Origin of the sequence: Paenibacillus sp. FSL R5-0527 (assembly GCF_038008055.1) — a bacterium.
GTDB classification, from domain to species: Bacteria; Bacillota; Bacilli; order Paenibacillales; family Paenibacillaceae; genus Fontibacillus; species Fontibacillus macerans.
The window spans coordinates 5,030,156-5,053,314 of sequence record NZ_JBBOYI010000001.1 but is presented as its reverse complement, the minus strand read 5'-3'; the positions used below and the strand labels follow the sequence as shown (position 1 = coordinate 5,053,314).

Annotated in this window: 19 protein-coding genes, 1 pseudogene and 2 riboswitches; of the genes and pseudogenes, 10 read left to right on the top strand and 10 right to left on the bottom strand. The window is 54.4% G+C overall.

From position 1 onward, the window contains the following. Positions 1–14: 14 nt before the first annotated feature. A complete protein-coding gene (gene gcvT / locus NYE69_RS22285) occupies positions 15–1,154 on the bottom strand; it encodes a glycine cleavage system aminomethyltransferase GcvT (protein WP_340927994.1) in 1,140 nt (379 codons plus the stop codon). Positions 1,155–1,265: 111 nt separating this feature from the next. After that, positions 1,266–1,395: riboswitch (glycine riboswitch) on the bottom strand. Positions 1,396–1,398: 3 nt separating this feature from the next. Beyond that, positions 1,399–1,503, bottom strand: a riboswitch (glycine riboswitch). Between the two features lie 198 nt (positions 1,504–1,701). Between gcvT and gcvH the strand changes: the two genes are divergently transcribed. Continuing rightward, positions 1,702–2,097 carry a glycine cleavage system protein GcvH gene (gcvH, locus tag NYE69_RS22280; protein ID WP_340927993.1) on the top strand — a complete coding sequence of 132 codons (396 nt, stop codon included), beginning with the start codon at positions 1,702–1,704 and terminating at the stop codon, positions 2,095–2,097. Between the two features lie 103 nt (positions 2,098–2,200). Here the strand turns inward: gcvH and mtnB are convergent, their stop codons facing one another. The 4 genes from mtnB to proB all read right to left on the bottom strand — a co-directional run bounded on the left by mtnB (position 2,201) and on the right by proB (position 6,206). Beyond that, positions 2,201–2,854, bottom strand: a complete 654-nt coding sequence (mtnB, locus tag NYE69_RS22275; protein WP_340927992.1) for a methylthioribulose 1-phosphate dehydratase — start codon at positions 2,852–2,854, stop codon at positions 2,201–2,203. A 39-nt stretch (positions 2,855–2,893) separates the two neighbouring features. Then, complete coding sequence (proC, locus tag NYE69_RS22270; protein WP_340927991.1) at positions 2,894–3,754, bottom strand: pyrroline-5-carboxylate reductase; 861 nt, start codon at positions 3,752–3,754, stop codon at positions 2,894–2,896. 68 nt (positions 3,755–3,822) lie between these two features. Then, positions 3,823–5,070, bottom strand: a complete 1,248-nt coding sequence (locus NYE69_RS22265; protein ID WP_340927990.1) for a glutamate-5-semialdehyde dehydrogenase — start codon at positions 5,068–5,070, stop codon at positions 3,823–3,825. A gap of 29 nt (positions 5,071–5,099) precedes the next feature. After that, entirely contained in the window at positions 5,100–6,206 is a 1,107-nt protein-coding gene (gene proB, locus NYE69_RS22260) for a glutamate 5-kinase (protein WP_340927989.1), read from the bottom strand. A gap of 82 nt (positions 6,207–6,288) precedes the next feature. On the opposite strand from proB, the gene NYE69_RS22255 reads away from it, so the two are divergent. After that, complete coding sequence (locus tag NYE69_RS22255; RefSeq protein ID WP_340927988.1) at positions 6,289–6,441, top strand: hypothetical protein; 153 nt, start codon at positions 6,289–6,291, stop codon at positions 6,439–6,441. 1,021 nt (positions 6,442–7,462) lie between these two features. On the opposite strand, the gene NYE69_RS22250 is transcribed toward NYE69_RS22255, so the two are convergent. Then, a complete protein-coding gene (locus NYE69_RS22250) occupies positions 7,463–8,638 on the bottom strand; it encodes a pyridoxal phosphate-dependent aminotransferase (RefSeq protein WP_340930485.1) in 1,176 nt (391 codons plus the stop codon). 184 nt (positions 8,639–8,822) lie between these two features. On the opposite strand from NYE69_RS22250, the gene NYE69_RS22245 reads away from it, so the two are divergent. Next, positions 8,823–9,644, top strand: coding sequence for a carbon-nitrogen family hydrolase (locus NYE69_RS22245; RefSeq protein WP_340927987.1), 822 nt, complete (start codon positions 8,823–8,825; stop codon positions 9,642–9,644). Here the strand turns inward: NYE69_RS22245 and NYE69_RS22240 are convergent. Beyond that, entirely contained in the window at positions 9,632–10,552 is a 921-nt protein-coding gene (locus NYE69_RS22240; protein ID WP_213511092.1) for a LysR family transcriptional regulator, read from the bottom strand. The two genes, NYE69_RS22245 and NYE69_RS22240, sit on opposite strands and share 13 nt — an antisense overlap. A 174-nt stretch (positions 10,553–10,726) precedes the next feature. Here NYE69_RS22240 and lepB point away from each other — a divergent pair, with 174 nt between their 5' ends. The 4 genes and pseudogenes from lepB (at position 10,727) to NYE69_RS22220 (ending at position 15,418) form a co-directional block, all read left to right on the top strand. Beyond that, positions 10,727–11,281, top strand: coding sequence for a signal peptidase I (gene lepB, locus NYE69_RS22235; RefSeq protein WP_283776265.1), 555 nt, complete (start codon positions 10,727–10,729; stop codon positions 11,279–11,281). 259 nt (positions 11,282–11,540) lie between these two features. After that, positions 11,541–12,461 carry an AEC family transporter gene (locus NYE69_RS22230; protein WP_340927984.1) on the top strand — a complete coding sequence of 307 codons (921 nt, stop codon included), beginning with the start codon at positions 11,541–11,543 and terminating at the stop codon, positions 12,459–12,461. Positions 12,462–12,663: 202 nt separating this feature from the next. Then, positions 12,664–12,759, top strand: a pseudogene (locus NYE69_RS22225) (helix-turn-helix transcriptional regulator); the annotation flags it as partial. 193 nt (positions 12,760–12,952) lie between these two features. Next, positions 12,953–15,418 carry a family 43 glycosylhydrolase gene (locus tag NYE69_RS22220; protein WP_340927983.1) on the top strand — a complete coding sequence of 822 codons (2,466 nt, stop codon included), beginning with the start codon at positions 12,953–12,955 and terminating at the stop codon, positions 15,416–15,418. A gap of 29 nt (positions 15,419–15,447) precedes the next feature. Here the strand turns inward: NYE69_RS22220 and NYE69_RS22215 are convergent, their stop codons facing one another. The 3 genes from NYE69_RS22215 to NYE69_RS22205 are packed head-to-tail and all read right to left on the bottom strand — an operon-like array spanning position 15,448 to position 19,197. After that, positions 15,448–16,563 carry a GerAB/ArcD/ProY family transporter gene (locus NYE69_RS22215; RefSeq protein ID WP_213511098.1) on the bottom strand — a complete coding sequence of 372 codons (1,116 nt, stop codon included), beginning with the start codon at positions 16,561–16,563 and terminating at the stop codon, positions 15,448–15,450. Continuing rightward, entirely contained in the window at positions 16,560–17,714 is a 1,155-nt protein-coding gene (locus NYE69_RS22210) for a Ger(x)C family spore germination protein (RefSeq protein ID WP_340927981.1), read from the bottom strand. Before NYE69_RS22210 ends, NYE69_RS22215 begins: the two co-directional genes overlap by 4 nt. Positions 17,715–17,718: 4 nt before the next feature. Further along, positions 17,719–19,197, bottom strand: coding sequence for a spore germination protein (locus tag NYE69_RS22205; RefSeq protein WP_340927979.1), 1,479 nt, complete (start codon positions 19,195–19,197; stop codon positions 17,719–17,721). A gap of 448 nt (positions 19,198–19,645) precedes the next feature. On the opposite strand from NYE69_RS22205, the gene NYE69_RS22200 reads away from it, so the two are divergent. From NYE69_RS22200 to leuD, 3 genes are all read left to right on the top strand, one after another. Next, on the top strand, positions 19,646–20,488 hold the full coding sequence (locus tag NYE69_RS22200; RefSeq protein ID WP_340927978.1) for an SDR family oxidoreductase: 843 nt from the start codon (positions 19,646–19,648) through the stop codon (positions 20,486–20,488). 241 nt (positions 20,489–20,729) lie between these two features. Then, complete coding sequence (leuC, locus tag NYE69_RS22195) at positions 20,730–22,154, top strand: 3-isopropylmalate dehydratase large subunit (protein ID WP_340927977.1); 1,425 nt, start codon at positions 20,730–20,732, stop codon at positions 22,152–22,154. 27 nt (positions 22,155–22,181) lie between these two features. Then, positions 22,182–22,772, top strand: coding sequence for a 3-isopropylmalate dehydratase small subunit (gene leuD / locus NYE69_RS22190; protein ID WP_036623768.1), 591 nt, complete (start codon positions 22,182–22,184; stop codon positions 22,770–22,772). Positions 22,773–23,159: the final 387 nt, after the last annotated feature.

Here is a 23,159-nt window from a genome sequence, read left to right as displayed (position 1 = left end):
TTCTCGTACTCCTTTCACGGCTTGGCGGATGCGTTTCGGCGATAAAACGGCAGGGGGACGACTTTGGCTTTCAGCCGTTTGCCGCGGATTTCCACCTCGAGCACGGTGCCGGCCGCCGCGTGGGCGCCGGCGATCAGCGCCAGGCCGAGGTTTTTTTTGAACGTCGGCGATTGCGTGCCCGTGGTTACTTCACCGATGGGGTCCTCGGTGCCCGGCGCAAACACCGGATAATGCGCGCGCGGAATGCCCCGGTCGATCATCTCCAGACCGGCCAGCCGCCGCAGTACGCCTTCTTCATGCTGCCTGAGCAGCGCCTCGCGCCCGATAAACGGGCCGGAGTCCCACTTCACGAACCGGCCGAGGCCGGCTTCCAGCGGCGAAATGCTCGGCGACAGCTCCTGCCCGTAGAGGGGAAGGCCGGCTTCAAAGCGCAGCGTATCCCGGGCGCCGAGCCCCGCCGGCACGAGTCCGCGAGGCTCGCCGGCCCGCATCAGCGCGTCCCAAAGGGCCGGGGCGTCTTCCGCGGCAACATAAAGCTCGTACCCGTCCTCGCCGGTATAGCCGGTGCGCGAGAGCAGCGTTTTAATGCCGCAGACCCGGGCCGCGGGTTTAAACGTGAAGGGGCGCATAACGCTGGGATCATACCCTTCGCACAGGGGAGAGAGGATGGAGGCGGCCAGCGGTCCCTGCAGCGCCAGCAGCGCCGTGGCGGCGGAAACGTTGCAGAGACTGACGCCCTCGGCGGGCAGATGCCGGCGCAGCCATTCCCAATCCTTGGCGATGTTCGCGGCGTTGACGACAAGCATGTATTTGCCTTCGTCCCGTTTATACACCAGCAGATCGTCGACAACGCCCCCGTCCGGATAACAGAGCAGGGTGTATTGGGCTTTTCCCGGCCCCAGCAGGCTCACGTCGTTTGTCGTCATCCGCTGCAAAAAACTTCCCGCTCCGGGACCCTCGGCGTAAAACTCGCCCATATGCGATACGTCAAACAAGCCGGCCCGCTCGCGCACGGCCTCGTGTTCCTTCTGAATGCCGCTGAACTGCACCGGCAGCTCCCAGCCGCCGAAATCGATGCAGCGCACGCCTTCATACCGGGAGTAACAAGAGTATAGCGGCGTTCGTTGCAATAGGGGTTCTACGGGTTCGGACATTTCATCACCTCGTTTGGCCGCGGTGGGCCGTATTTTACCTGCACATATCATGAAAAAATAAAAAGACAGGCCAAGAAATTCCGACCGGCAAACGAATCGGATATTCCCGGGCTCTGTCCTTTGTACCTGAGAGTTACCCTGCGGCAAAACACCGGTCATCTTGCGCTCCGGCATTTTTGAAAAAGCAGGTTTCCCCTTGGGTGATCCGCCTTCTGTCGATAAAGACGAATTCTCTCCAGAGACGCGTCCGGCAGAGGTCCTTTTGCCTGAGAGATTCACCGCTTCCGCAACGGCTTGCTCCTTCGGCGTTACAATTGCCTGGAATTGTAATCTCTCCCTCTGCCTTCAACCGCTGATTACATCTACATTAATACTCAAAACCGCGAAATATGTCAATAAACTTATCATGAAAATATAAAAAATATTTTATTTTTGTATTATGCAACGCTTTCATTTTTTGAATCTATAAATTATGTTAGTAATATTGACACTACAGCTAGGTTTGGAATAATCTGAACGAGAAAGATCCGGAAGAGGAGGAATACGCATGTCTGCCAATATTAGGGGAAATCTGTGGTATAGCGATGAACATGAATGGGTGCTGGATTTGGGGGACGGAACGGTAAAAATCGGCATTTCCGACGTGGCTCAGCATCGCTTGGGCGATATTGTATTTGTGGAGCTGCCGGACCTTGGAACGGAAGTGGAAGCGCAGGACGGCATCGGCACGATCGAATCGGTCAAAACGGTGGCGGATTTGTTTACGCCGGTCAGCGGAACGGTACTGGAGATCAACACGGAGTTGGAAACGGCGCCCGAGCTGGTGAACGAGGAACCTTACGATGGGGGATGGATGGTGCGGATTCAGCTTCGGGAAGACCCCGCCGCCGCTTTTTCCAAGTTGATGGATGCCAAAGCTTATGCGGAGTTTCTTGAAAGATAAAGGCCTGTGATAGGCAAAAAAACCTCGCGGCAGCGATGAGGATTCGGCTTGCTTATCGCATTGCCTCTTTTTGCTTCGCTGGCCGCAAGGTTGCTCGGTGCGATCATTTGCGTTTGGGAGGGAGCAGGAGGGAGCGGTACAACGCTTCGAACATAAATTCGAAGGCCTCCAGACGGGATACGGCATCGAACGCGGTGGAGCCCCAGGCGTAGATGCCGTGGCCCCGCAGCAACAAGCCGGGAACCCGGGTGTCGAGCGCGGCGGGAATCCGCCTTTCCATTTCGGCGATGTCGGCGTAATTCGGCACGACCGGGATGCGTACAGCGGCGTCCTCCTCCCAGATGCCCAGCGCTTTGATCAGCTCGTTGCCCTGCAATGGAACGAATCCTTCGTCGCCGAAATATTCGCTGAGCACATTGTTAAATACGGTGTGCACGTGGAGAATCGCGCCGCAGCCGGTCATCCGGTAGATCTTCGCGTGGACCGGCGCATCTTCGCCGGGCGTCAGCTTCGTAGCTTCGCTTGGCGTTCCGGCGGCGTCCACAAACAGGAACTCCTCGGCCGGAAGGTTCGTCCGGCCTTTCATGCCCGACGTCACCGCAAAATGATAATTGCCCGGCGCAAAGCTTCCGACCCGGACGGACAAGCTGCCGCTCATGGCCGGAAGCCAGCCGCGGGCGGCAAGCTGCTCCTTGACGCCGCGCAGTTCGCTGAGCGCAGCTTGTTTTTCCTCCAACGGAATGTCCGAAAAATTCATCCAGGCCGTCCTCCTTCGTGCTTCATCCAGAATTTTGGCTTACAAAAGCGACTTTCGAACCGCCTCGCCCATTTCCAAAGACCGCTCGGCGGCGCGGTGCACCGCGGCTTTCACGTTCGGCCGGAACCCGCCCGCTTCGAGCACCTCCAGCGCCGCCTGGGTCGAGCCGTTCGGCGAAGTGATGTCGGCCCGGAGCTTGGCCGGATTTTCGCCGGTTTCCGCCATCATCAGGGCGGCGCCAAGCACGGTTTGCACCGTTAGCTCTCGCGCCTGCTCGGACGTTAGGCCGCCTTCCATGCCCGCTTCGATCATCGCTTCCATCATGTAATAAATATATGCGGGGCCGCTCCCGGAAACACCGGTCAGGATTTCCATCCGTTCCTCCGGAATCACGCTCACCATGCCGACCGCTTGAAACATGGACAAGACCTGCGCTTTTTGCTCCTCCGACATTTCGGCGGAGAAGGAGATCCCGGTGGCGCCGCGGCCGATGGAGCAGGACGTGTTCGGCATCGTCCGGGCGACCGGGATGTTGCCGCCGAGCAGCGCCTGGATCGTCGCAATCGACAGACCGGCGATCAGGGAGACGATCATTTGCCCTTCGCGCAGCATCGGGCCGAGTTCGCTAAGCGCTTCCCCGGCATCCTTCGGCTTCATCGCCAGGACGATGATCGAAGCTTCCCGGAGATGCTGCCGTTTGGCGGCTTCCTCGTTTGCGGCCGTGACGCGGTAAGTCTGCGACAAATAGGCCAGCCGTTCCTGGCTCGAGCGGTTCAGCATGGCGATTTGCTCCGCGGCGGCGACGCCTTTATGGATCAGTCCGCGCACGATCGCTTCGGCCATCGAACCGGCGCCGTAAAAGCAAATCGAGGCGGAGGCAAGGGATATGTTCGGGTTCATGGGAATTACCTCCTGATGTAGAGAATGGATATTGGCTAACAGGGATTTTTTTCAGGCTTATTGCAGATTTACTCCCGGATTTGCCCGTTCCCCGTAACGATATATTTGCTGGATGTCAGCGCAGGCAGGCCCATCGGTCCTCTGGCATGCAGTTTTTGCGTGCTGATGCCGATTTCGGCCCCATAGCCGAATTCGAAGCCATCCGTAAACCGGGTGGACGCATTGTGGTACACGGCGGCCGCGTCGATTTCCTGCTGGAACAGCTTCGCAGTTTGCCGGTCTTCCGTAACGATGCATTCCGAGTGTTTGGTCCCGAAACGGCGGATATGATCCAGCGCCTCCTCCAAGTTGCGAACGACCTTCACATTCAAAATATAGTCGTTGTACTCGGTCGCATAGTCTTCTTCGGTTGCCGGATTCGCCCAGGCCACGAGGCGTCTCGTGGCTGCGCAGCCCCTTAATTCGACGCCCGCCTCCTTGAAGCGGTCCGCCAATTCGGGCAGATGCCGGGCGGCGAAGTCTTCATGGACGAGCAGCGTTTCCATCGAATTGCATACCGATGGGCGCTGTACTTTGGCGTTGAGCGCAATGGAAGCGGCCATTTTCGGGTCCGCGGCGGCGTCCAGGTACGTATGGCAGATGCCGGCGCCCGTCTCGATGACCGGCACGGTGGCGTTTTGCACGACCGTTTGGATCAGCGAGCTGCCGCCGCGCGGAATGATGACATCCAGCAGCCCGTTCAGCTTCAGCATCTCGTCGACGGACGAACGGTTCGGGTCCTCGATGAGTTGCACGGCGTCGACCGGGATGGCGGTGACGCTTAACGCCTCGTGGATGATCTCGACGATTTTGCGGTTGGAGGCGAGGGCGGAGGAGCCGCCGCGCAGCACGACCGCGTTGCCGGTCTTAAGGCACAGTCCCATCGCGTCGACCGTCACGTTGGGGCGGGCTTCATAAATGATCCCGATGACGCCGAGCGGCACGCGCTTCTTCACGATATGCAGGCCGTTCGGGCGGTCGATCGTCTCCAGCACGTCTCCGACCGGATCGGGCAAAGCGACGATCTGCCGCAGCCCTTCGGCGATGTCTTTAATGCGTTTCTCGTTTAAAGCAAGCCGGTCCAGCATCGACGAAGAAGTGCCGTTCTCCCGGCCGCGCCGCAAATCTTCCTCGTTGGCCGCGATAATCGCGGCGCTGCCGTCCACAAGCGCTTTGGCGGCGGCCAGCAGGGCTTCGTTTTTTTGCTCCGTCGTCAGGCGGTTCAGCGCGGATACGGCGCCGGCGGCCCGCTCGGCTTTTTGTCTGACTTCACTCATGGTTTTAGGCCTCCTTATGATTCTTTGATTTATGATTTTAACGAAATCCATTCGTCCCGGTGGATAACCTCCAGACGGTGGACGATTTCCAGCTTCTTGATGACCTCCCCGCTGGGAAGCCCGAGAATTTCCTGCAGCTGCTCGGCGTCGTAATTGACGATCCCGCGTCCCAGCACTTCCCCGCCGGGATTGACGACTTCCACGACATCTCCCGTATGAAAGTGGCCGGTTGCGCACTTTACGCCCACCGGGAGCAGACTGCGCCCGCCGTGGATGAGCGCTTCTTCGGCGCCGTCGTCGACCGTCAGCGTGCCGAACGGAGTGGAGAAGAAGCCGAGCCATTGTTTTTTGCGCGGCAGGGCGGACCCGTGCGCTTCGAAGTAGGTGCCGCGGCCGTCGCCCCGCAGCGCCGCCAGCAGATCGCCGGGCTCCCCTACCTTGCCGACGAAGACGGGAACGCCGCCGATCGAAGCGATTTTGGCCGCGTCGATTTTGGAGCGCATGCCGCCCGTGCCGACCGCGGAGCCCGCCCCGCCGGCGATCGCGTACAGGTCGCCCGTGATTTCGGCGACGCGGGCAATGCGCGTAGCGCTTGGATCAAGGCGCGGGTCCTTGGTGTAAAGCCCGTCCATATCCGTCAAAATGAGCAGATGCTCAGCTTTGATCAAATTGGCGACCAAGGCCGACAGCGTGTCGTTGTCACCGAATTTCAACTCGTCCAGCGACACGGTGTCGTTTTCGTTGATGATCGGCAGGACACCCTGCCGCAGCAGTTCTTCGATCGCCATGCTCGCGTTGCCCGTCCGCTTGCGGTTCTGGAAATCGGAGCGGGTAAGCAGCACCTGGGCCGCGGATACGCGATGTTCGGCGAGCGCTTCGCGGTACGCCTGCATGAGCAGCGCCTGGCCTACCGCGGCGGCCGCCTGTTTCTCATGCAGCAGCTTGGGCCGCTCGGGGTAGCCGATTTCGCGGAAGCCGGCGGCCACGGCGCCGGAGGTGACGAGCAGGGGCTGGTATCCGGCCCTGATGAGACCGGCCAGCTCGGCGGCGAAATAACGGACGGCGTCCCGGTTTAACCCTCCTTCCGACGAAGTCAGCGAACTGCTTCCGATTTTGACGACGATGCGACGCAGCATGGTGACCACTCCTCCAAAACTTGAATAATAACGTGTGCGTGCGGGTAACGGATGGTTGCGCGAGCCGCAGGATGTAACGGACATGAGAGCCGCTAATCAAGCGAAAAACGGTCTTTTCCGCATTCTCCCGCAAAATAAAAAAACTTCCGCCTTTGCACGCAAAGGACGAAAGTGTGACTTCCGCGGTACCACCTTTATTGATGAGGTTTCTCATCCGACTCGGATTGCCCGGTAACAGGGGCGCTGTCCGGCTTTAGGGCCGGCCGCTCGGGGGTAGGGTTCGGAAAGGGCAAGCATGTAAATTCTCTCAGCCGATGGAATTTACTCTCTGGAGCGCCGCGGTCTTTCGTACTGGTCCCGTCTATGCGTTTGTATGGATGTCCGATATGAATATGATTACTGTTAGGATACCACCGTACTTTCTTTTTTGCAAAGAAAAAAGCTAAATGGGGCTCAAACTAAAATTCGGCGCTTGATAACCAGCTACCGAAGGGCGAACACCGTTGGCTGGAGCTAGTGTTCAAGCTTGTGTTACTGACGAGCTGCCGAACGACGAACACCATTGGCTGGGCCAGCAAAATAGCGGCATTTTATGTACTTATTGTCGGGAGCCAGGCATCTTCATCCCCATTAACGACATTTTTTGTTCTTATTTTCCTGTGAATGGCCCCAGAACGCGGACATTTCCTAGCTGCCGGGGAAAATAGCGGCATAAAGTATCTCTATATCGCTCAAAATGGGGGGGGGATCGCCGAAATAACGCCCTGCTTTGTCCTTATGTTCACTAGCCCTTGCATTTTACTTCTTGCACAAGACAATTTGTAGCCCTGATACATGCAGAATTCCCGCAAAAGCTCAGGTTTTCGAACCGATCCATTCGCCCGCCGGAAATCTAACGGTTGTTGCAGCCGCTATTTTACGATAAAAGACCTTTTCTGAATTCTAACGGTTATGAGCGTCGTTATTTGCTTGAATCTAAGCGGAAATAGCTGGGTTTCCATGAAATAAGCGCTATGGCAATCGTTACAATTTTGAAATCTATGTTCTTGGGACAAATAGCGGTTGTGGCAACCGTTAGCATAGTTTCGTGGTTATGAATGTATCTTGTCCGGTTTGATGCAATGCTAGTGCCTTATCTTTTCGCTGGAGCGGCCGTGTGAAAAGTTCTTGCGATCACTCCCCCGCCGCGGATTCCTTAATCACCTAAAAATTCAGCACACTTGCCTAGCTCCGCCATTTCTTTAATTTAACTTATTTTAAAACAAGCCGAGCCGTCCGATTCGCCATGCGGCTTCCTGCAGGCGGTCTTCGCCGCTGAGCAGTCCGATGCGGACGTATCCTTCGCCGTGCTCCCCGAAGCCGATCCCCGGCGCCACCGCAACTTTGGCTTCCCGAAGCAGCAATTCGGCAAACGCGGCGGAGGTGAATCCCTTCGGAACCGGGAGCCAGCTAAAGAAAGAGCCCCGCGGTTTGGAGGCGTGCCAGCCGATTTGCTCCAAAGCCTGAAAAAAGGCATCGCGGCGCGACTCATAACGCCGGGCGAGTTCCGTTACGCAGTCCTGCGGACCGGTCAGCGCGGCCGCGGCCGCCGCCTGAATCGCGCCGAACAGGCTGACATAAATGTGATCCTGCAGCAGGTTCACAAGCGAGATGATCTCGGCGTTGCCCAGCGCAAAGCCGACCCGCCAGCCGGCCATGTTGTACGTTTTGGACAGCGTGTAGAATTCGATCCCGACCTCTTTGGCGCCGGGGGCCTGCAGGAAGCTGACCGGACGATGCCCGTCATAACCGATGGCTCCGTAGGCGAAATCGCTGGCGACGACAATCCGGTTGCGGCTGGCGAATTCCACGGTATCTTCATAAAAAGAGAGCGGAGCGGTCGCCGCGGTCGGGTTGTTCGGGTAATTCAGGTACATTAGCTTTGCCTGCTTCAAATCGGAGGCCGGGATGGCCTTGTAATCGGGTAAAAACGCATTTTGCTCCGTTAATGGCATAAAGGCCAGCCGCGCCTTGGCCAAGGCCACGCCGGACCAGTAGTCCGGGTATCCCGGATCGGGCGCCAGGCAGACGTCCCCCGGGTTCAAAAGCATCTGGGGCAGCTGGACAAGTCCGGTTTTTCCACCGAACAAAATGGCCACCTCCCGCTCCGGGTCAAGCTGTACGCCGTAATCCTCCAGGTACCGCCGGGCAACCGCTTCTTTCAGAAACTCATAACCTCTAAAAGGAGAATATTTGTGGTAAAGCGGGTTTTCCGCCGCTTGCTGAAGAGCATGAACGATATGAGGCGGCGTAGGCAGGTCGGGATTTCCTTGTCCCAAGTTAATGACGTCATGGCCCGCCGCGATTTCTTGATTGACATTCTGCACAAGGCCCGCGAAAAATTGGGTCGGCAGCCCCTGCATGACATCGGCAACCGGCAGGGGGAAAGCCATGGAAGACGGGTTGATGGTTTCGTTGATTTCCTTCATCGTGATCTCTCCGGTCTGGTTAAAATGATAATGTTTATAATTTATCATGAGAATTTCGAGGTGTATAGGGGGAATAAAGGACGCTTATTGCCACCCGTGAAGCAGCAAGCTATCATATCTGGTATATGGCTCTAAAGGAGTGAACGATATGGCGGAGCGTCAGCAAAGTCAGCAAAGAAAATGGCGGGTGGCCCTGGTTCAGGGCGATATCAAGCTGGGGGAACCGGAGGAAAACCGCAGGGCTATGCAAGAACTGTTGGAGCGGGCGGTCCGGGAGCATCCGGACCTCGATCTGGCCGTGCTTCCGGAAATGTGGAACACGGGTTACGCTTTGGAACGGATTGACGAATTGGCCGACACCGAAGGCAAGGCGACGCGGGAGTGGCTGTCGGCGTTTGCGGCAAAACACCGCATTCATATCGTCGGCGGCTCTATTGCCGAGAAGAGGGACGGGAAAATTTACAATGCCATGTATGTTTTTGATCGCGAGGGAAAAGAGACGGCCCGTTATGCCAAACTGCATCTGTTCCGGCTGATGGAGGAGGAGAAATATTTGGCGCCGGGAGAGCGGAACGTCGTTTTTGAATTGGACGGCACGAAAGCCGGGGCGTCGATCTGCTACGATATCCGGTTTCCGGAGCTGGCCCGGACGCTGGCCCTGCAGGGCGCCAAGGTCCTGTTCGTCCCCGCGGAATGGCCGCATCCCCGGCTCCATCACTGGCGCACGCTGCTGATGGCCCGGGCGATCGAAAATCAGATGTACGTGGTGGCCTGCAACCGGGTAGGCCGCGGGGGCGGCTCGGACTTTTTCGGGCATTCGATGATCATCGATCCGTGGGGCGAAATCGTAGCGGAAGGCGGGGAAGGGGAGGAGATCGTCGCCGGAACCGTCGACCTGCCGCTCGTGGACGAGGTTCGCGGACGTATCCCCGTTTTCGCCGACCGCCGCCCGGGCTGCTACGAATTATAAGCCGCGTCGCGTTGCTCCATCGTCGCCTTGAACGTGTCGATAAAAGCCTCCGCCGCTTTGGACAAATAACGTCCTTTCCGGTAGGCGATGACCAGCGTACGGCTCGGCACGGGCTCAGCGAGCGGCAGATAAGCCGGGATCAGCTCGCTGCGTTTGGCCCGGGCGATAAAGCGGGGAACAAGCGTGATGCCCATCCCGGCCGCGACCAGCGATTGCACCGTTTCGATGTTGTTGCTTTCGAATACGACGTTCGGTTCAAAGCCCGCGCCGCGGCACAGGTCGACCGTCAGCTTGCGGAAGCCCTGCCCTTTTTTCAGTACGATAAACGGTTCGTCCCGCAGCTGCTCCAGCTTCACTCCGCTTCTGGCCTCACCGGAAGAGGCGAGGCGGTGATTCGGCGGCACGGCCAGGTCGATGATCTCTTCGCCGATCGGCTCGTAAGCGAGGGTCGGCTCCTGCAGCGGCAGCGACAGCAAACTCAGGTCGGTGCCGCCGCCGGCCGTCAGCTTCTCCAGATTGAGCGACGTATCCTCCAGCAGGGTGATTTCGATGTCCGGATAAGCTTCTTTGAAGGCGGGCAGCACGTAAGGCAGCAGATGGGAGCCGGTAATCGGCATGCTGCCCACGACGACGCGGCCGGCCCGCAGTTGGGAGATGTCGTCCATTTCCTGGCGCAGTTGGGCCACGGCGTCCATAATTTTTTGCGCGTGCTGAATAAAGCTTGCTCCGGCATAGGTCAGCTCCACCGTGCTCGTATTGCGCTGAAACAGCTTGACGCCAAGCTCCTGCTCCAGCTTGGACAGCTGCTGGCTGAGGGAGGGTTGGGCGATATGCAGCTTGTCGGCGGCGCGGGAAAAGTTTTTTTCCTCGGCGATTTTCAGCGTGTACAGAAGTTGTCTTAGTTCCATTTCATCATCCCTCTTATAAGAAATTCCTATAATAAAGTATACTATATATAGGCGGAGAATGCTTGATTTCGATATCGCCATCCACCTGGGATATTTAGGGAAATTTGTTTTGTGTCCCTATTCCCCGTTATAATAGATGGAAAAGTTAAAGTTATTATTCTGGAGGTTTTTCGTTTGAAGAAATGGTTGAAGGAAATTGTCGGATGGGGCGGATCTATCGCGCTTGGATTTGTGTTAAGCATGATTATCGGCATTTTTGTGATCCAGCCTTACCGGGTAGACGGCCATTCAATGGAACCGACGCTGAACGACAAGCAGCGCATTTATGCCTGGAAGTTTGCGCATGTGCTGGAGAAGCTGCCGGAATACGGCGATATCGTCATTCTCGACAGCCGGGTCGACCGCAGCCGTACGCTTTTGGACGACATTAAAGAGCATCCCTTGATTACCTGGTTATCCGGCAGTGGACAGGAGGATTTTTTCTATGTCAAAAGAGTGATCGGCCTGCCGGGAGATACGATTGAGGTGAAGGACGGACATGTGTTCCGCAACGGGGAGCAGCTGGACGAGCCTTATATTAAGGAAAAAATGAACGCGGGAGCCGCAGAGGTTTGGGACATTCCGGACGGTTACGTGTTTGTCATGGGCGACAACCGGAACAACAGCAACGACAGCCGCAGCATCGGGCCGATTCCGCTCGACCATGTGATGGGAGTCGATTCGTTTTAAGCCCGCGGGTTGAACCTGCAGCTTGCGTGCACGAACATTCATATGAAAAAGCAGCTCCTTTAGGTGAATCTACCTGGTGGAGCTGTTTTTTTGGTGGCCGGAGATTTTCCCAAATCTAACCTTTCAGGCTTAAAATACGCGGAAAAGTTATAGGGAATAGCTATTAGTTATATTGTTTTCAGGTCTTGGACGCCTTTTGCGGACAGGGGTACAATAGGGCAAAACAAAACTATCAAGCGAGCAGAGGAGTCCGGCAACTATGATACATACGGTTTTAGCTACGCTGCTTCATGTAATCGTTCCGCTTTCGATTCCGGTAATTGCCGGCGCGCTGCTGGCGCGTTTTCGCGGTTTGGACACCAAGCCGCTGCTGACTTTATATTTGTATGTGCTGAGTCCGGCGATCATTTTCGATACGCTGATGAACGCGCATATTTCCTCGGGCGATGTGTTCAGCACGATCGGGTTTTCCTTGTTGAACCTGGTGCTGATGTGGGGCCTTGCCAAGGCGGGGGGCCGGCTTCTGAAGCTGGACGCGCCGGAAGCGGCCGGGCTTACGCTCATATCGACGCTGACGAACAGCGCCAACTACGGCTTGCCGCTTGTGCTGCTCGCTTTCGGTCAGCTCGGGCTCGATAAAGCTTCGCTTTATGTCATCACGCAGATGATCATCGTTAACACGGTTGGCGTGTATTTTGCCGCCCGCTCGCAGTTTTCCGTAAAAAGCGCGATCCGGTCGGTGTTTGCCCTGCCGGCGATCTATGCCGCGGCCGTGGCGTTTTTTCTTCGCATGACTCACCTGCAGCTCCCGGCAGAGATCACCCAAGGGATTTCCATGGTGGCGGACGCTTATTCGCCGGTTGTACTGACGGTGCTGGGCGCGCAGATGGTGAAGGTCGGAAGGCCGGACGCCGCAACCGCCAAGCGATCCGCAGTTTGGGCCGGCATTGCCGTAAGGCTGGCCGCGGCGCCCGTTGCCGCTTATACCGCTTTAACGGTTTTGGGCATTACGGGTACGCTTTTTTCCGTCCTGTTCATTTTGGCTTCGATGCCGGTCGCCGTGAACGCCGTCGTTCTGGCCGAACGGTTTGACGCCGCGCCCGGGCTGGTATCGAGATGCATCATGTGGACGACGCTGGCTTCGTTTGTCGTGCTGCCGGTGCTGCTTGTGCTGGTTTAGTTGAACAATCCGGGAGTTAACGGCCGGTGTCGGGGCTCCCGTCTATCGCTAACGGTTGTAACCGCGCTTATTTAGCCGAAAAGACGGATTTCAATTTCTAACGGTTATAACAGCGCTTAATTGGGTAAAAAGGCCAGAATCCTTGAGAATAAAGCGAAATAAGCTCTGCTGCAACCGTTAAATTTGATTTCCCCTACATTACTCCCATGTTCACCGGATCCTGCAAAAATTCGGCTGCGAGGACCGGACCCAGGCCGTGGTCATGGCGCTGCGCGGCGGTTTGGTGAAAATAACTTAAAAGTCTTTTGTTACAAAAATACAGTAACAGATGATTTTTTTATTTTTATATTACAATATTACTGAATGTAAACGTTGACAAATTGAATTTGCAAACGTATAATCGGCCCTAATGATACAATATTATTGTAATAAAATGAACTATGTGTTTCTCTTGAGTTCGGAATTACCGAATTGGTTTGAGGGGGAGAGCCATGAGAAAAGCGTATTGGGCGGGATTTTTGATGATTTGTTTGGGGCTGGGGGCAGCCGGGTGCGACTCTAAGGGGCCGGATGCAGTGATTCAGCCCGCCGCAATCCATACATATACCAATCCGATAACGCTGCCGGATGAATGGGAGGAATATGGACTGGGCGATCCGTTCGTGTTCTCCTATAACGGGTATTATTATTTATATGTCAGCACGAGAGATACGGACGCCGGGGTTAAAGTATGGAGCTCGGCCGATTTGCTTAAATGGAAGTATGAAGGGCTGTGCACGGAGGATCCGATAACGACGGCCGCCTACGCGCCGGAAGTAAGATACTGGAACGGGAAGTTTTATATGTACACCTCTCCGGCCGGTAAGGGGCACTACGTGCTGGAGAGCAATTTGCCGACCGGGCCGTTCCGTGTGGCGACGGGAAATTTCGGCCGTACGATCGACGGTGCGACTTTCGTGGATGACGATGGGAAGTGGTATTTTTACTACGCCGGCACATCGGGGATTCAAGCCGCGCCTATGACCGATCCGCTCACCGTCGCTCCGGAAGAAACGCAAACCGGGGCCTACATGGGCGGATGGACGGAAGGCCCGACAGTGTTTAAGCGGGGAGGAAAATATTACATGACGTATACGGGGAATCATGTGTTCAGCAACGGTTACCGGGTGGATGCGGCGGTAAGCGATTCCCCGCTCACGGGATTCGCAGGTTTTGCCGGCAATCCGGTCCTCCTGCGCGCGGACGGGCCGACGGTGGGGCTGGGTCACAATTCCATCGTGACCGGGCCTGATTTGGACACGCAATATATGATCTATCACAATTTGGAGGGCCCCGGTGTCGTTGGTCCGCTCCGCCATATGAACATAGACCGTCTGGTCTGGAACGGCAGCCGTTTCAAGGTTCACGGACCGGTGGACGGCCCGCAGCCGGCGCCTGATCCGCCGTCTTTCAGCGACCGGTTTGAAAGAAGCGAGCTCGGGATGGAGTGGAAAAAGTCAGGGGAAGGCGAGTGGTCCGTGAGTGCGGGGGAAGGGCTGATCGCCGCTGCCCAAGGAAAGCAAGGACGCTCCATGCTGCTGGCTGAACCGGCGGCCGAATCCGACTACACTGCGGAATTTCATGTACAGCTTCGTTCGGAAGGTCAAGGAGGTAAAGCGGGGGTTGTGTTCTCCTATACGGACGATAAGAACTTCGGCATCGTTCTGCTCGATGCGGAGTCCCGTGAAATTACGGCCGAGGTATACCGGCAAGGGAAACCAGTCGCTATGGAGAAAAAGCGAATCCCGGACAATCTCGATATCCGCACTCTGCAAAATTTGCGGCTGGAGGTTCAGAATCGGACGGTCCGTGTGTATACTGCGGGCATGCAGCTTCTTACGCTCCAACTGGCGGAAGCGGCCGGCGGGGGACAAATCGGTTACGCCGTCCAAAACGCCGGCGCACGTTTCGGATATGCCGCCTTCAGCAATAAAGTGAACGGCAGCGGCGATCGGCTGGCCTATGCTCCGATGCCAGGCGTAGTGGATGCCATTCATGCGGAAAATGTGGCGGAAACCAAAGCCCCCGCCGCCGATGACGGGAACGGCGGTTATTACCTCGCCAAACTGGCGAAAGGCACTACCTTAAGCTACCGGGTGAACGTAACCCGCAGCGGGACCTACAGCATTCATTTTCGCGTGGCTCCCGGGCCGGATGGGGTGAAGTTCAGCCTTTCGGACGGAAACAAGAAAGCGGCGCCGGCCATTGAAGTGAAACCGCCCGCGAATCCCGGACAATGGGAGACGCTATCGTTCCACGGAGTGAAGCTGGAAAGCGGTCTGCAAGCCCTGAAGCTGGATGTGCAGCAGGGCTCCATGGATTTCGCCTGGATGGCAGCCGGCGAATTCACGCCAGTAACGGAAACCAAGGATGGGTTTGAGGGGAGAAACACTTCCGGATGGTTCCGTTACGAAGGAGTCTGGTCCGTCAAGGATGGCCAGCTGCGCGCATCGTCCTTGCAACCGGCGAAAATCGTAACCGGCGAGTACGGCTGGACGGATTATACGGTGGAAGCAGATCTTACCGTACCGGAGGAAGGCGGTCAGACCGGCCTTATGATCCGGGTCACGGACCCTGCAAACGGACTGGAACTGAACCAAAACCGCGATGATTTCCTGCGAGGATACTATGTGTATGCGGACGGAACCGGGATACATCTGGTGAAGCATCATTACGATACGATCCCTTTGGCGGACGCCGCCTACTCTATGCCGCCTGCGGGGGAATGGATGCACTTGAAAGTTGCCGCCGCCGGCACACGAATTACCGTCTATGCCGACGGCGGCAGCGAGCCGGTGCTGGAATATGACGACCGCAGCGATAGACCGTTCCTGCATGGCAAAATCGGGCTAAAGTCGGTGGCAGCGGCTTCGAGGTTTGATGAGGTTGCGATTCATCCGTTGGATATTCCATATTGAGCGTCCGGACTGCGTTTTCCCGTCTATCCCTAAGCCTCATTGAGTCTTCCTTTTCGGCGGAAAATGAAGGATGAGATCAACAGCAACAACGGTATTAAAGCGCAAGCAGCGACTCCGAAATAACCGGTTAATTGGCCCATCCTGTCGATTTCCACAAAATTTTGAGGATACATGGCTGCGGCAAACAGTAAAACTAACGGAAGGTAATAGATATACCTGTTCCATTTTTGCGTAAGTTGGCTGAGCCCGGCGACGAGGTAAAAATAGTAATTTGCCGTGGTCATGTAAATTTTAATCGTCCACAAAACGATAAACAACAATTCAAACCGTTCCAGGAACGCGCCGGGAAATTCGATTTGCTGGGCAAAAGAAACAACCGGCCACTGCAAGCGGGAAACTTCTTCCACGGACATGCAGGCGATAACCATCGTCACCATGAGAAGATACAACCCCATGGCGACGGAATAGCCGATCGCTCCCGCCTTCCACGCCTTTTGCGGATGAACCATGAAACTCGTTAAGATGAGCATGGATTCGAAACCTAGGGTTGAAAAGGGAACTACCTCCAGAGACTGGAGAATCGGCATCCATCCCTTATGAAAAACGGGACGCAAGTTATCCGGATCGAAATGGTTGATATTGAGAATAACCAGCAGCAAAAAAACGACAAAGGTTAAGGGGAAAAAAAGCTCCACCAACCGGACCATGACATGAAGGCCGCCCGAAGTCAAATAACCGACAAGCAGCAGAAACGGGATGAGAATTGCGCTTATCGGTGTTCTCTCCAGAGCCAGAGCTTTGATAAATTCCGCCATCATTCTTACTACATGCGAGCAGACCAATAGGCAGTATACAATAAATGAAAGGTTGATGATGTAACCGAAAAATTTACCCGCAACCCGTGTGCTTATCTCGTAAAACGTCTCCCCGGGAAATCGCCGGCATAAGCTTACATTGATAAAAACGGCGAGCAAACCCAGCAAGCTGGACAAGAGCAGTCCCTGCCAAACATCGGGAGTTTGCGTCTTTTCCGCGATACTTCTCGGCAAACTCACAATTCCCACGGCGTACACGGTCGAGGTGACCGTAAGAACGGTTTGGAGAGTGGAGATTTTTTCATGTTTCATGGTAGGCAGATTTGTCATGGTGCTCCCGCTCCTTTAGAATAAGCTCCCGTTTGCCTTACTTCGGCATCCACCAGAACGTCGATCGGGATTTGACTGAAGGTTTCCGGCCAGTTGTTCTTCACGCGATCCCAGGCTTCGGGACAGTCCGTTTTTATTTTTGTGCGAAAACCGGCCACATCCGCTTTTTCCTTCTGAAGTTTGCTTAACGACCGAAGCACGCTCTCTTTGATTTCTTCCTGAGCCGCTTCCCTGGCCGTTTGCAGGAACGGTTCCTTGAGAAGATCGGCAGAGACAACCCGGTTCTCGTTCAGATTAAGGGCGGTTTTAATAAGGACCGTAAATGAGATATCCTGTCCATCAGCATGCGGGAGGAGTTTTCTCTTCACTCTGTCAACTTCAAATACCATCGTTTGGTTTGTCCGCGGATCCTCGGTTTTAACAACGGTCCCCTCCGTGTTTCCCAGCATCCAGTTGATCCCGCTGATATCCTCCTCGTCAATCCAGCCGGCAAGTTTCTTCGTTTGGCCGCTAATCAGGGCCGCGCCTGTCAGACGATTGCCGCCTTCGCCGGTATCCAGCCGCTGAATTAAAAAATCGGCTCCCTGCGAAATCCGGATCGAAATGTCTCCCAACGTGATCCTTTGTGGTATTTTTTCATTTAAAACGCTATTTTTGGCTAAATCCCTCAAATCCATGGAAGGGATGTCTTTATGTTTGCCCATCTTCGCTAGAGCTTCTTTGGCGCTGCCTTTCACGACCATAACAACCGAGTTTCGGCTCGGTTTGTAGGAGCGGGTATATGTATCCAGCAACTGATCGATCCGCCACTTCCGCAAGGCCTGATCACTGATCAAGACCAGCCGGATAAAATTGTACAAGGGAGCATGAGCCACCTGTTTCGCCTGTTCCCTGGAGGCATACTGAATGGAATCCCCGTAAAGCGTTGTTATGTTGGCATATGCATTTTCTTGGTTTTTCTGAGCGATTAAATGCTGATAAGTCAGTTCAAGCATATCCTGATCCATATCGATGGCAACGCCGAGAATGATGCTCAAGTCTTCGATTTCCCTGCTGTCCCAGCAACCGGCAAGCACGGCGCAGGCCATCCATCCGGCAATGCATTTTTGCAGCAGCCGGCTGCGGCGGGACCGAAAGCTAAAAGCGGTCATAGGTTTACTTCCTTTTTCTGTGGGATAATGTTTCGTCCTGAGTTTTTAACGTTAATGAACGTTTTTTGAAATACCTGAAAGGAATGCGAACCCAAGTATCTTGCTGATCACTTAATCGGATGGGGGCCAAAGGCGCCATGTAAGAAACGCCGAAGCTTTTGATCCGAACCATATGGGCACCCAGAAATATGAACGACAGGATCACCCCGTAGAGCCCGTATACCGAGGCAACCAGCATAACCGGGAAGCGCAGCAGGCGGATGCCGATACTGCCGCTGTACTGCGGACTCGCAAAGGATGAGATCGCGGTAACCCCGACGATAATCACCATGAAAGGACTGACGATCGACGCCTCGATGGCCGCTTCCCCGATGACAAGCCCTCCTACGATGCCGATGACCTGGCCTATGCCTTTGGGCAGCCGCAGGCTTGCCTCGCGCAGGAGTTCCAATGACACTTCCATGATTAGAGCCTCGACAAAGACCGGAAAAGGGATGCCTTTCCGCGAGGCCACGATGGACATGATCAGATCGGGCGGGATGAGCCCGGGATGAAAGGAGACCAAGCTGACGTATAGGGAAGGCAGGAAAGTTGCTATAAACAACGCCATTAGACGAAGAATGCGAAAAAATGTCCCTAACGGGAACCGTTCGTAATAATCCTCCGGGGATTGAGCCAGCATCCAAAAAGTCATCGGAGCGATCAGCACAAACGGCGTGCCGTCCAGCATGATGACAACCCTTCCGCTCATCAGGGCGCTCACCGCTTTATCCGAGCGTTCCGTCGCTTGAAGCTGCGGAAACGGAGACCATGGTGTTTCCTCGATCAATTGCTCTACGATTCCGCTATCTTGTACATCGTCGATGTCGATGGATTCAATCCTTTTTTTAATGTCCTGAACCAGTTCCGGATTGGCAATGTCGGCGATATAGAGTATGGCCAAGTTTCGGGAAGATCTTTTTCCAACGCGGTAGTTATCGATTTTGAAACTGACGTCCTTCACAAATCGTCTGATCATGGCGAGATTGCTGGCCATATCTTCGACAAAACCTTGTCTCGGTCCTCTTACCAAAGTTTCGGTTGCGGGTTCTTCAACATTTCGAGCAGGGAAATTTGCGGTCTCGACAATCAGCGCTTCATCGGTTCCTTCAATAAGCAGGCAAGTCTTCCCCGACAATACTTCCAGAACACAACTATTCAGAAACTCGCCCGTTTCAGTTGCGATCGGTGAAGCGGTTTTCTGCAGCAGGCCTTCCTTTAATGTTTCCGGGGTAAGTGCAGGTTTGTTGTTCCCCAGCCCCGCCAAAATCAAAGGTTTGACGATTTGTTCATTAATCGCATTGACGTCCGCGATCCCGGAGAGATAGACAATGATAACTTGAAAGCCGGTTTGCCCTACATCCAATTCCTTGAAGACGGCATCGGAAAAATGGCTAAGGGTGCGCTTCAGATATTCCACATTTGCTTCAAGCGGCCTTGCCATGGCGATCCTCCTCTGAACCGTATCCGTGAACTTTAACAGGTAATATGTGTAAAAAAATATTTAATATTCGTATGCCCTCCAATTCAAAAAGCTGCCGCCGGTAGTATACCGACGAAAGCTGTATCCAGAATCTGGCCTTGTCAATAGTAAAGTTACTTTAAACGGGGATCCGATTGAAAACGCGGAAAGTTACACTGTTCACTACGGGACTGAGCCTGGTGTTTATACGGAGACTGCTACAGCCACTAAAGACGTTTATGGAAATTTTGTTATTCCAGGTTTAACAAATGGAAAGACCTATTATTTTATTGTTACCCCAATAGTTGATGGTGTAGAATCTGGATTTTCAAATGAGACGCTATTATTAGTGTTTTGCCTTGAAGGAGTAGGTATTAACCTGTATCGAAGTGTCATACAATAGAGGAGAATGCCGAGAGGAGTGTGCGTGATGGGTTTCCCGCCTCAGCAACAAAGTAAACCTGGCATTGAATCAATCATGATACCAAGACCTATATTTGATAACCCCAATTACAAATCAGCCGGTAAACTGATGAATAAGGTTGCTCTCATTACAGGTGGGGATAGTGGAATTGGGAGAGCTATCGCTGTCGCCTTCGCAAAAGAGGGCGCAGACATTGCAATCTCATACTTAAATGAACATAGCGATGCACAAGAAACGAAGTTCTACATCAATAAATACGGGCGTCAGTGCGTTATCATTCCAGGCGATATTGGATATGAGCAGCCTTGCCAACAAGCTGTAATGCAAACAATTGACCAATATGGTCGTATTGACATTCTAGTAAATAATGCAGGTGTATTGTATGTAAGGGAAAGTCTATTAGATATAGACTCGAAGCAACGAGCAAGCACTTTTCACACAAATGTTTTTTCGCAGTTTATTTTGACGAAAGCTGCTCTGCCATACATGAAATCAGGCAGCTCTATCATAAATACAACATCCATTAGTGCCTATCGGGGAGAACAATATTCAATTGACTATTCGGCATCAAAAGGAGCCATTGTTTCATTTACACGTTCGCTGTCACTATCATTGGCATCGCAAGGGATTCGAGTCAATGGTGTGGCCCCGGGACCCATTTGGACTCCATTAATCCCATCTTCCTTACCTCCAGAACAGATTGCCACTTTTGGAGACAATGTACCCATGAAGCGAGCAGGTCAACCGTTCGAGGTGGCACCTGCTTATGTATTTTTGGCCTCCGATGATGCATCTTACATATCAGGGCAAATTCTGCACGTGAATGGCGGGGAAATTGTAAACGGTTAAACCGTTCAATTCGGATTAGTGTCCCACGATATTGATTTACTTGCATTTATAAGTGACAACCAAACCTCCATATCCCCTCCTTATAGGCTGCCCCTATCACAATTATAGTTATTATATCTTGGAACAATTAACGGTAACGTGCTATATTGAATTCAACATACAAAGCGCTGGTCAAATTGGTTGTAAAACCGCCGGCATTCCGCTTTGTTCCAGGTTCGATTCCTTGTGTGGGGTGAAAAAAATGAGCAGCAAAAAAACGATGTATGAGAAAATTTGGGATAATCACGTGATTTATCAGGAAGAGGGCAAACCGAGCATTATTTACATCGATTTGCATCTCGTGCACGAGGTCACTTCGCCTCAGGCGTTTGAGGGCCTACGGCTGAGCGGCCGCAAGGTTCGCCGTCCGGATCTGACTTTCGCGACGATGGACCATAACGTTCCGACCAAAGACCGCTACAACATCAGCGACCCGATCTCCAAGCAGCAGATCGATACGCTGTCGCAAAACTGCCGTGATTTCGGCGTAACTTTGTACGATTTGGACACGGTCGATCAAGGCGTCGTTCACGTTATGGGGCCGGAGCTTGGCCTTACGCATCCCGGGAAAACGATTGTCTGCGGCGACAGCCATACGTCGACGCACGGCGCGTTTGGGGCTTTGGCCTTCGGGATCGGCACCAGCGAGGTGGAGCACGTGCTGGCTACGCAATGCTTGCAGCAGGCCAAAGCCAAGACGCTGGAAGTACGGTTCGTCGGTAAACGCAAACCGGGCGTAACGGCCAAAGACATGATCCTCGGCGTAATCGCCCAATACGGCACCGATTTTGCGACCGGGTACGTCATTGAGTATACGGGCGAAGCGATCCGCGAGCTGTCGATGGAAGAGCGGATGACCGTCTGCAACATGTCGATCGAAGCCGGCGCCAGAGCGGGGCTGATCGCTCCGGACGAAACGACGTTTGACTATTTGCGCGGGCGCCAGCATGTGCCGCAAGGCGAAGCGTTCGAGCAAGCGGTGGCCGAATGGAACAAGCTGGCGACCGACGAAGGCGCGGAATATGACCGCGTGGTCGAATTTGACGTGGATTCGCTGATTCCGCAGGTGACCTGGGGCACGAGCCCGGGCATGGGCACCAGCATCGACGGACGCGTCCCTAATCCCGCGGATTTCGCTACGGACAACGAGCGGAAAGCGGCTGAGAAGGCGCTTGAATACATGGCCCTGACGCCGGGAACGCCGATGACGGACATCGAGATCGACTACGTGTTTATCGGTTCCTGCACGAACGGACGGATCGAAGACTTGCGCGCGGCGGCGCAAATCGCCAAAGGCTACAAGGTTTCCGATAAAGTGACGGCGATTGTCGTACCGGGCTCCGGCCGCGTGAAATTGCAGGCGGAAAAGGAAGGCCTGGACAAAATTTTCACGGAAGCCGGATTTGAATGGCGCGATGCCGGCTGCAGCATGTGCCTGGCGATGAACCCGGACGTTCTCCAGCCCGGACAGCGCTGCGCTTCCACCTCCAACCGGAACTTTGAAGGGCGGCAGGGACGCGGCGGCAGAACGCACCTCGTTTCTCCGGCGATGGCGGCCGCGGCTGCGATCAAGGGACGTTTTGTCGATGTTCGCGAGTGGGAAATCAAAAGCGAAGTCCTGAGCTAATCAAGGTAAAAAGGGGAGAATCGATCGATGGAAGCATTTAAAAAACTGACCGGCATCGTCGGTCCCGTGGACCGCGTCAATGTCGATACCGACGCCATTATTCCTAAGCAATTCCTTAAACGCATCGAACGTACGGGGTTTGGACAATTTTTGTTCTACGAGTGGCGTTTTGACACCGAAGGCAATGTCAATTCCGAGTTTGATTTAAACAAATCGCGCTATGAAGGAGCATCGATCCTGATCTCGCGCGCGAATTTCGGCTGCGGCTCTTCGCGGGAGCACGCGCCGTGGGCGATTCTCGATTACGGATTCCGCTGCGTCATCGCGCCGTCTTTTGCCGATATTTTTTACAACAACTGCTTTAAAAACGGCATTTTGCCGATCAAGCTGTCGGAGGAGCAAGTCGAAGAGCTGTTCCAGCGCACGGCGGCCCATGAAGGCTACAAGCTGACGGTGGATCTGGAAGAAAAGACGATTAAGGACGAACACGGCCTGAATATCGCTTTTGATCTCGACGAGCACCGCCGCCAATTCCTGCTGCAAGGCCTGGACGACATCGGCCTGACGCTGCAGCACGAGGATTTGATCGCAGCTTACGAGAAAAGAAGATTCGGTTAAACTTTAGCCGTCAAAGAATAGGAACTCCCGGTTTATGACCGGGGGTTTTTTGCGTTCATAAGGCGGTGGCGGCCGCGTTTACGGGACCCGCAGAAATAGCGGCGCTTTATGTGCTTATTACCCGGATCCAGGTATGTTCATCCCCCTTAACGGCATTTCTTGTCCCTATTTTCCTATAAGTGATCAGAAAGCAGGTGATTTCTGGCGAGCTTAAGAAAATAGCGACATAAAATTCCTTTATTTCGCTCGAATGGTCGGATATCGCCGGAATAACGGCACTTTTTGCGCTTATCCTTTTCGTTGGGCCTCGGTGGACGGCTCGCGCGTCACCCGAATGTCCGTTTTTGTAGCTCTTTGAAAATATAAGTCTATCAGGAGACGCTATTT